This is a genomic window from Planctomycetota bacterium (assembly GCA_035384565.1).
Classification (GTDB): domain Bacteria; phylum Planctomycetota; class PUPC01; order DSUN01; family DSUN01; genus DAOOIT01.
This window is the reverse complement of the sequence record DAOOIT010000118.1, coordinates 1-9293: the sequence shown is the minus strand read 5'-3', so window position 1 is coordinate 9293 and position 9293 is coordinate 1. Positions and strand designations below refer to the sequence as shown.

Annotated in this window: 7 protein-coding genes; all 7 read right to left on the bottom strand. The window is 69.2% G+C overall.

Annotated features, from left to right (window positions below; all coding sequences use genetic code 11):
• Positions 1-101: 101 nt before the first annotated feature.
• The 7 genes from PLE19_23045 to PLE19_23015 all read right to left on the bottom strand — a co-directional run bounded on the left by PLE19_23045 (position 102) and on the right by PLE19_23015 (position 8301).
• On the bottom strand, positions 102-329 hold the full coding sequence (locus tag PLE19_23045; GenBank protein ID HPD17825.1) for a hypothetical protein: 228 nt from the start codon (positions 327-329) through the stop codon (positions 102-104).
• Between the two features lie 44 nt (positions 330-373).
• Entirely contained in the window at positions 374-1681 is a 1308-nt protein-coding gene (locus PLE19_23040; protein HPD17824.1) for a PQQ-binding-like beta-propeller repeat protein, read from the bottom strand.
• A gap of 70 nt (positions 1682-1751) precedes the next feature.
• Positions 1752-3008 (bottom strand): zinc ribbon domain-containing protein, encoded by a 1257-nt coding sequence (locus tag PLE19_23035; protein HPD17823.1) that lies wholly within the window; start codon positions 3006-3008, stop codon positions 1752-1754.
• A 28-nt stretch (positions 3009-3036) separates the two neighbouring features.
• Positions 3037-5691, bottom strand: a complete 2655-nt coding sequence (locus PLE19_23030; GenBank protein HPD17822.1) for a hypothetical protein — start codon at positions 5689-5691, stop codon at positions 3037-3039.
• 10 nt (positions 5692-5701) lie between these two features.
• Positions 5702-6196 (bottom strand): hypothetical protein, encoded by a 495-nt coding sequence (locus PLE19_23025; GenBank protein HPD17821.1) that lies wholly within the window; start codon positions 6194-6196, stop codon positions 5702-5704.
• Positions 6197-6202: 6 nt separating this feature from the next.
• The gene (locus tag PLE19_23020; protein HPD17820.1) at positions 6203-6790 is read right to left on the bottom strand and encodes a hypothetical protein; all 588 of its coding nucleotides are present in this window, start codon (positions 6788-6790) and stop codon (positions 6203-6205) included.
• Positions 6787-8301, bottom strand: coding sequence for a hypothetical protein (locus PLE19_23015; GenBank protein HPD17819.1), 1515 nt, complete (start codon positions 8299-8301; stop codon positions 6787-6789). The genes PLE19_23020 and PLE19_23015 overlap by 4 nt, the downstream gene beginning before the upstream one ends.
• Between the last annotated feature and the right edge of the window lie 992 nt (positions 8302-9293).

Sequence of the window (9293 nt, the reverse complement as noted above, 5' to 3'; positions counted from 1 at the left end):
GCTTTGGCGGCGCGTTTGCCGCGATTGACGTGGTCTGAGCCCGCCGTCCTTCCTCGCACCGGAGCCGGGGGAACGCGATTCCCCCGGCTCCTCTCGCGCGCTCACGGCTTTTCCATCGCGCGGATCAAGTACCAGACGGTGGGCTTGTCGAGACGGAACTCGCGGGCCTGCCCTGCCTTCCCCGCGGACTTCTCGAGCAGGCCCGAGAGGTCCACCACCGAGCGTTCCGTTGCGCGCCAATCGATCGGGAAGTGTTTCATTCCGCCGTCCTCTGCGGCAACGGCCTGCGCAGCCAATGCCGCGGCCAGAAGAAGGACCACCTGCCTCATCGGGCAAGCTCCTGCGTTGGGGGCCTTCGGGCACCTTCGTTGGGTCATTTTCCAGGGGAGGCGGGCGCCTCGATGCGATAGAGGTGCGTCCTCGTCCTCAGGAACAGCGCGCGGCCGGCCACCGCGGGCGAGGCCATGAAGCCCGATTCGAGTGTGTTGGTGGCCAGAACCTCGAAGATGCGGCCTGGCTTGAGCACGGTGGTCTTGCCCTGCTGGCTGCACAGGTAGAGCCGGCCGTCGGCGTAGATGGGCGATGCGGCGTAGTTGCCGCCGAGGCGTTCCTTCCACACCTCCTTGCCCGTCGCCACCTCGAGGCACGTGAGGAGGCCGCTGTCTTCGACCATGTAGAGCAGGTCGCCGACGATGATGGGCGAGGGGGTTCGGGGGGCGCCCTGCGTGGCCTTCCAGGCCACGTGGGTGGCGGAGACGTCGCCGCGGCCGTCGGGGCGGACCGCCCAGAGCTGGGGTCCGCCCAGGCCCGTGCAGAAGATGGCGAGGCCGTGCGAGAACAGCGGGCGGAGCACCGAGGTGTGGGCCGTGTGCCGCACGTGCCACAGCTCCTTGCCCGTGCGCGGGTCGTACGAGTAGCAGGCCTTGGAGCCGGGGCTGATCATCTGCACCACGCCGCCTGCCTCGAAGACGAGAGGCGTGGTGAACGACTTGCGGAAGTCGCCCTCGATCTTCGGCTTGCCGTCCGCATCCAGATCATCCCACTCGGTCGTGCGGTCGGTCTTCCACACGGTGCGGCCGGTCTTCTTGTCGAGGGCCGCGAGGTATTGCACGTCTACGCCATCGAACGACAGGATGAGCAGGTCCTCGAACAGGATGGGCGAGGCCCCCGGCCCGCGGTAGTGGCGGCAGGGCAGATCGGTGCGCTCCCATAGCACCTTGAAGGCCGCGGTGTCGAGGCAGGCGGTGCCGTAGCTGCCGAAGTGGATGTAGGCGCGCCCCGGCTCGATCACGGGCGTCGGCGAGCCGTAGCAGTTGACGTTGTTCCCCAGCGGCTCGGGCTTGTCCGAGTGGAACAGCCGCTCGTTGAACAGGAACTTGCCCGTCTCCGCGTCCACGCACACGGCGAAGAAGTCGTGGCCGTCGGTCGTCGCCGTGGTGAGCCACACCTGGCCGCCGAGCACGACGGGCGAGGACCAGCCGCGATGCGGGATCGCCGTCTTCCACGCGATGTTCTCGGTTTCGCTCCAGCGGAGGGGCAGACCGAGTGGCTTGCCGTCGCCGGGCGCTGCGGCGTGACCGTTGCCCAAGGGGCCCCGGAACTGCGGCCAGTCGGCAACGGCCTGTGCGGGAAGAGACAGGAGGCCGGCGAGAAACAAGCTGGCAAGGGCGGCTCTGTGCATGGCCAGACGACTCCTTAAGTCGCGACAGTTGGTGAAGGCGCTCGAACGGCTCCGAGCAGGCTTCCGGAGGTCAGGCGAGTGCGCTCAGCGCCTCGCCGCAGCGGACGCAGAAGCGGCCCCCGGGCTGCGTCCTGGCGCCGCACTTGGGGCAGAAGGACGGCACGACGGGTTCGGGGGCCGGCATGGGCTTGCCGCAGGACGGGCAGAAGCGCGCGTCGCCGCCCACTCGGGCCCGGCACGATGGGCACACCAAGTTCGAAGCAGAGCTCTGCGTCGCGGGTGCCGAGACACCGGCGACGGCCGCCCCGGCGAGCGCGTCCGTCACGAGCTCTTGCAGCCTGGCACGGAGCGAGTCGGCGCTCAGAGCCTCGTGGTGGACGCCGACCCGTCCCTGGTCTACGCTCTCCAGCAGCACCAGGTGGTTGGCCAGGGCCGTTGGCGCCAGGAGGCCGCGGCTCAACGGGTGGGCATTCTCGGGCGACAGCGCCGCGAGCTCAAAGCCCACGGCCAGCAGCCAGGTGCGGTGGAACTCGATGCCCATCGAGCGGCCTGCCTCGCCGAACGCCAGGCCTGGCTGGCCTGTCTCGCGGTCTCGGGCGGCGAGCAGGAAGCCACTATCGGCGAGGGCAGCCAGATGCTCCTCGCGCGGGTCGAAGCCCGAGAGGTCGAGGCCGGGCACCAGATGCAGGAAGGCGGGCAAGAGCCAGCGCAGGTCGCGGCTTCGGAGCGAACGGACCATCGAGTCGGTGAACTCCGCCGCGGTGAGGAAGAGCTGGTCGGTGGGCGCGTACTCGAGCATGCTCTGGTACGAGGCGCGACGATAGGCGTCAATCGCATGCAGGAAGTAGACGAACGACTCGAGCGGCAGGGACTCCGGAATCAAGTTGGCCGGCTCGTCCTCCACCTTGGCCGCGAGGAGTTCGGTCCACCACGCGCAGTAGTCGTCGAGCGGGTCGAGGAGCTGGATGAGCAGCGAATCCTCGAAAGACGGGGTCACGGTGACAATGGCGTCGGCGTCGAAGTTCCTGTTGTTGTAGGCGGCAAAGTGGCTCGCGGGTGCGGCTCCACCGCCGGTGCGGTGGAGCATGCGGAACGTGGGTCGCGCGAGAATGGGCGCCGCCTTGGTCAGGAGCGGGTGGCGGGCCACCTCGGCCAGATCGTGACTGGCCTGGCCCGAGCCGGGCCGGTAGCCTGCCAGCTCGGTCTGGAGGGGCGACGTGGCGCTCCACTCCAGGCGCAGCGTGTCCACGAAGAGCGGTCCGAGGTCGTTCCGGCCGATCTGGAATCTGAAGGAGGGCTCAATGCCTCCCCGGTCGGGGGTGCTCACGTTGGCCTCCGGTCTTGTGCGAACGCCATCACACGGGAGCGAATCCATGGCCTGGCACCCAACGCTGCAACTTGCTGGCGGGCAGGTTCAGCGTGGGGTTGCCGGCCTGGTCCACGTACATCACCACTCGTCCCGTGCCTTCGGGGGCGGCGACCATGACCACCTTGTCCGGAGGCACGGAGATGACCTTTCCTGCCGAATCCAGGAAGCGGCCGTTGTGGAAGCGCGCCGCCTCGATGCACTGTCCCTTGGGGATACGCACGACATGTGTCTCTGGGAAGGTGTAGCCCAGGGGCCCGCTGCCCGATGGCGACGCGTAGATGGCGCCGGAACTGCCGGGCACGAGGGTCTGGCTCCGCATCGTCTGCGTGAGGCGGCCCTTGTCCATGTTGATGTAGTAGTCGGCGGCATCGGAGGGGTTCGCGGCCAGGTGCTGGCGCACCTGGTCGAGATTGCGCGTGTTGTGCGGCACAGGAGGCGGAGGCTCGGCCGCCGCGGGGGCCGGCTCAGGGGCCTTCGGAGGCGCAGGCTTCGCGGGCGGAGGCGGCTCGGGCGCGGGCTTCGGCCCCGGCTTGGGCGCGCTGGGTGCCTCGGGCGCAGCCGCGGGCCTGGATGCGGTGGGCACCTCAGGCGCAGCGGGGGCCCTGGGCGTCGGGCTGACCTTGGAACCCGGGGCCGGCGGTTTGCGGGTGCCCGCCATCGCGCGGCCGGCGCCGGGCGACTTGCCGGCGCCTCTCCCGCCCGCGCCCACTACGTCGTCTATCACCCCCGTCTTGCCGATGACGCCCGTGCCGCCGCCCACCAGCTTCTTGCCCACGGCCTGCGTCAGGGTGATGGTGCCGTAGAGGTTCGCCACGCCCACCCCCACCTGGAGGATGCGGTCGGGCAGCGACCGGTTGGGGTCCATCGCGTTCTCGAAGTTCTGGAGGCCGGAGAAGCTCTTGATGGCCTCCCACACCTTCCTCGGGTCGGTGAGGAAGTCCCACACGCCCTTGGCAATGGCGCCGATGCCCTCCTTGGTCGTCGTCCAGCTCCCCTTGAGGGTGTCCACCAGAATCTCGGGATTCTTGTAGACGTCTTTGCCCGCCTGCACGAGGTCCTTGCCGGTCTCCACGGCCGAGTTGCCGACAGCCTTCACGCCCTCCTTCACGGTGTCGAGGGACCCCTTGAGCGTATTGGTGAGGATCGTCGGGTCGCGGTAGACGTCGCGCGCGGCCTCATGGACGGCTTGGCCAACGTTGGTGACGAGTTCCTTGGTCGCCTGGCCCGTGTCGCGGACCTCTTTGCCGATGTTCGAGAGGGTGTTCGAGAGAGTGCCCGCGATCGAGCCGGCCGCAGCAGCTTCTCGGGTCGCCTTCTCTGCCTCCCGTTGGGCGCGTTCGGCGCGCTCCTTCTGCTCGGCCCTCGAGCGCGTCTTGCGCGGTTCTTTCGGCGGCGGCTCGGGCTTCTCAGGCTGCGCTGCCTGCGGCGCCGGCTCGGGCATCCTGGGCGCGCGCGGGCTTCGCGGCAGCGGCTTGGGAGCGGAGGGCGGCGGCGGAACACTGGGAGCTGGAGCCACAGGCTTGCCTCCGCCGAGCAAGCCGCTGAGGATGCTGCCGATGAGGCCGATGAGCCCCGGCCCCACAACGCTGATGATCGCCTCGAGGGGGTTCTTCGGCCCGGGCAGCGGCCCGATGCCGGTAAGGCCGGGCGTCGGCGCCTGGATGATCTCCCCGAATGGCTTGCCCTCTGCGGCCGAGGCGGGCGAAGTGGTGGAGGTGGTCGGGGGCTCCTTCGGCGGCGCACTTGAGGTCTGATATGCGGGAACGACGACCTTCTTGACGAGGGCCTGTCCCTCAATCGAGGCCTGAAGCTCGATGACGAGCGGCTTCCCGTCCCACACCACCGAATGCCCCCACTTGCCGTTGAAGAGCCAGGCCTCGCCCTTGATCTGCTTCGGCGGCTTGCCGTCCTGGTCCTCATAGGTCGCCGAAGGCGAGATGACGTCCCCGGGCTTGGGATTGGGCGGCAGCGCGATGGTGGCCGAGTAGCGGCGCGGCGGGGGTGGCGGCCCGACCGGTCCCGTGAGGCGCAGGGTCTCGAGAAACTGAGCGACCTCCTGCCTGTAGCGGGCGAGGATGCCGGGCGCCCGAGCTTTGACCGCCTCGACCTCCGCGCTCGTACGCCCCGAGAGGCCGATATTGATGTCCCATCCGATCACCGCCCACTTGTGATTCTCGGGGTCCACTTCGACGAAGAGACTCTCCTGGTGCGAGTTGAGCCCGATCTTGTTGATGAACATGGCCGCCCCCTCCTTGCCTACGATGCGGAAGGTGCGGTAGCCCTGGAACGTGGTCTCGGAGAACTCGTAGTCCACCTGCCCCTTCATGTTCGCGGTGAGCGCCGACTTGAAGTCGTCGAACGTGCGCCACGGGCGGTCGAGCAAGGCCACGTCCACGCTCACGCCGCCGTCGTTCTTGCCCCAATTGCCGGCGTAGAACTTCAGTTGCTGCCCGCCGACGGCGAGCGGCGCTTCGCTCTGGCTGGGCAGGGTCCGAGCATCGCGACGGTCGCTGTCGAACGCCTGCCAGCCCGCGGGCAGCGGCCCCCAGGCCACCTTCGTCTCGCCCTCGCCTGCGCCGGCCGTGCACGCGGAGAACGCGGCGGCAAGGGCCATCACGAGATGAAGGAGACCGCAACGCATTCGGTTGCCTTCACAGGGGCAGCATCTGCGCGAGGGCCGTCGCCAGGCCCCAGGCGGCAGAGAACAGGAACGCGAGGAACGTGGGCACGATGGCGCTGGCCATCGGCCCGCCGCCGAGCCTGGCCAGTTCGGCGCCGGCGGCAGCGCCCGAGGTCATGATGCCGGCCATGGCGAACGCCTGCACGGCGCTCCAGCCGAACTGCAACTCGGCTGCGGCCGCGAGGACGGCGAATGGGAACATCATGAGGAAGCCGGCGCCCGTGGCCGCCCGGATGCCGCGGTAGCCGTGCCGCTGCATCACGCGCGGGCAGAAGATGCTGACCAGGACGCGGAGGAAGCCCAGGCCCACAGAACCGAAGACCACGCCCACGCCCGCCCCGACAGCCGGCGCCATCTCATTGGCGTTCAGATGGCGCGCGGTGAGCGCGCCCAGGCCCGCGAACGAGACGAGCCGCACGAGGGGGTAGCCGCGGGGGAGTCCCGCCGGCGAGTCATGTTCCGCCATGGCTCATCAGCCTCCCAGGCTGAGTTCGGCCCAGGCGAAGAGCATCGCAGCCCCGCACAGGGTCGAGAGCACGGCGCTCACGCCGTTCTTGCCGCCGGTCATTTCGCGCAAGGCGGCAAAGAGCGGCCCGAGCGCCCAGAGCAGGCCCGTGACGCCGCAGGCCACGGCCGTGTTCCACTTGAGGCCAAGGTTCAGGCCGAGCCCCACAGCGCCGTAGATGAGCGCCGGGCTGTAGCCCAGGCCGAAGGCCCGCACGGCCCATCCCGCCGTGCGCTGGCCGCCGAACGGCAGCGAGAAGGCCCAGGCCAGAAACGCAAGAACGGCCACGCCCAGAATGCCCATCGCCGCGCCCTTGCCCGCGAGCGCCGCCACGTCGCCCGACGCCATCTTCCCAACTCGTTCGAGGTCGAGGGCAGTCTGGAGGAAGAAGAGGGTGAAGGCAAGACCCGAGACCAGCAGCGCCCAGGGCGCGGCAATCGAGCCGGCGTGCCGCTCGAGCACGCGGCCCGGATTGATCATCATGGCCAGCATGGCCCGCAACGCGCCCACTCGCCGCGGGGCTTCGCCGGCATTCGGCTGCGCGCCGTTGGTCATGGCGTCATCTTCTCCTCGGGCTTCCCGGATGCGCCCTTCCCCACCGCCTCGAACTGGGAGTGGAGATTCTCGAAGCGCTTCTTGGCAGCCTCGAACTCGCGGAGGGCCTCTTTGCGCTGCGCGGCATCGTCCTCTGATGCGGCTTTGTAGCGGTCGAGCGCGCGCTTCATGGCGTCACGCTCGACCGACATGGCCTCGATCAGCCGGCCCTGCTCGGCCACCTGCTCGATCGTGACCGGCGGACCTCCGGCATCGGGGGCCTCCACCCGAGGCATCTGCGGGCTCTCCGCCCACAGGCCCGCGGCGGTGGCGCCGATGGCGATCGCGATCACAGCAAGCGTCGTGGCCACCCAGGTGCGCCGTGCGATGGCCTCAGGCTCGACGGACTTCTCGCCCCGGCCAAGCCGCGCCACCTCGTCCGACAGCGCGACGCCTCCGTTCTGGAGGCCGGCGATCACGTGCTTCACGCCGCGCAGCGCCGTGAGCACGAGCTGGAACGACCGCCCATCCCGCGCCTTCACGCGCAACACGGAGTCGGTGCGGCTGGCGACGAGCAGCGTGGGACCTGCCGCCCGCCAGTTGATCAAGCTCACGATGAACCCCGCCCTCACCAGCGCCCTGGGAGGCTCATACGCGGCCAACTCCACCGCCGCGATCTCGCCATACGGAAATGCCTGCACTCCCGTGAGGGTGACGTACTCCAGCCGGTCCTCCAGCACCCGCACCTGGCAAGCCGTGTAGCGCGCGGCCACGGCAAAGATGGCCAGCCCGAAGACGCACAAGGCCCAGAAGACGAGCGTGAGGATGATCCACCCGCCCTCCGCATCCAGCAAGTCCCCGCGCGGGGAGATCTGCGGCACGATGATCAGCGGCATCACGAAGAAGACGCCGGTGAGCATCACGCCGATGAGGTCGGGCAGCACCGAGGCCCGCACGCGCGAGTAATAGGCCGTGTTGGCCCGCACGCGCGGCCACGGCAGCAGCACATAGAGCAGCAGCGCGGCGGCGAACACCCACACGGCATAGCGGCGCAACGGGTACGCCAGCCACCGGGGCGCGCCCATCGTCGTGAACAGCCGGCTGAAGGTCACCCCCAGATATCCGCTCACGCCCACGGCCACGTAGGTGAACGGGTGATCGTCGCTGAGCTTGCCCGCGAGATCGCGCACGGGCGCTTCGTCGGGGCGGAAGAAGAAGCTGGTCGCGCGGCCCCCGAGGTTCGCGCGACGCAGCCACGCGGCATCCAGCTCCCTGCCGGCCGCCAGGCGTCGGGCGACACGCAGCAGTTCCTCCCACTCGGCGCCCTCCACCGCCACCAGGCGGTCCCGCGTCTCCTCCACGATGAACTCCGCGAGCGGCAGCCTCGACGCCTCGGCGAACTTCGGCTTGCGCGCCTGCTCGGCGGCAAAGTCAACGGCCCGCACCCTCACCAGGGCCGGCGCGGGCGATGCCGCGAACCACAGGGCGCACACCAGCCCCGCCACCAGGATGGTCCGACGCAGGAGTTCCATAGAGTGCATCTCGCTTCCCGGCGCGTCCGGCGCCCGCCCACTGGACGCGCCATGTCGCCCTCCCGCCGAGCTCACGCGCCCCGCGCCTTGGCGGTCGCGGGGTCATCAGATGATACACGCCTGCCGGCCCGCGGTCAAGCCCGTGACGCGCGACGCGCCCCTCAGTTCGGGAGTGTGCAACACTTCAGCCGCACCCAGCGCCGCCGTCTCCCACGCGTCTCCTCTGCGCGCCCTGCGGGCACGGCCCTTCGAACGCCCGGCGAAGCCGGATGGCCGCCAATCGTCGGTTCTCGCCCTTCCGCTCATACCTGCTCACCGCCGGAACAGAGCCGGTATGGCAGGAACCGCGAGAATACCCCCTTTCTCGCCCTTCCACCCATACTTGCTCACTCTCTCCCACTAGGAGCCTGTCCAAGAATCCCCGTGGGCTGCGTTGCCGGCGCCAGCGGGGCGGATGCAAGGCGCGGCTCCGCAGGCGATGCTACGGAGCGCATCGCTGAGGAGACGCAACGCGGCAGACGCTCCGCTGCCGCCGCAACCCGAAGGGACGCCGCGACTTCTGGCCGCAGGCGTTGTCGCACGTCGTCAGCGATGCTCTCCGTTGCATCGCCTCCTCCGTGCTCCTAGCCTGCGGCCAGAATCGCGGGCGTCGCAGTCCCACGCGGATTCTTGGACAGGCTCCCAGGGTTGAGCAAGTATGGACACCCGCCCCAAGCTCACGCGGCATCGCGGATGCCCATCGCTCACCGAAATGTCACTGGTATGCGTAACCAATTGGCTACACAGCGTTTATGTCTTCATATTGTGCCAGGAACCGCATCATTGCCCATCATTGACTAACTGATTGATGTGACGGTGTTTATGGCTCATCAGGGTTTGGCGATCCCGACGCGGCCGCCATTGGGCAACGCGGGGCCGGTGCCGCGGCACCCGCGGTGGCCATCCCATAACCCTCTATGCCCCACTGCCTTACGCCCTCCGGCCAGTCCCGC

What these genes read in the sequence shown, in the direction of transcription:
- PLE19_23045 (HPD17825.1), bottom strand. Translation starts at nt 329, where the DNA reads ATGAGGCAGGTGGTCCTTCTTCTGGCCGCGGCATTGGCTGCGCAGGCC.
- PLE19_23040 (HPD17824.1), bottom strand. Translation starts at nt 1,681, where the DNA reads ATGCACAGAGCCGCCCTTGCCAGCTTGTTTCTCGCCGGCCTCCTGTCT.
- PLE19_23030 (HPD17822.1), bottom strand. Translation starts at nt 5,691, where the DNA reads ATGCGTTGCGGTCTCCTTCATCTCGTGATGGCCCTTGCCGCCGCGTTC.
- PLE19_23025 (HPD17821.1), bottom strand. Translation starts at nt 6,196, where the DNA reads ATGGCGGAACATGACTCGCCGGCGGGACTCCCCCGCGGCTACCCCCTC.
- PLE19_23020 (HPD17820.1), bottom strand. Translation starts at nt 6,790, where the DNA reads ATGACCAACGGCGCGCAGCCGAATGCCGGCGAAGCCCCGCGGCGAGTG.
- PLE19_23015 (HPD17819.1), bottom strand. Translation starts at nt 8,301, where the DNA reads ATGGAACTCCTGCGTCGGACCATCCTGGTGGCGGGGCTGGTGTGCGCC.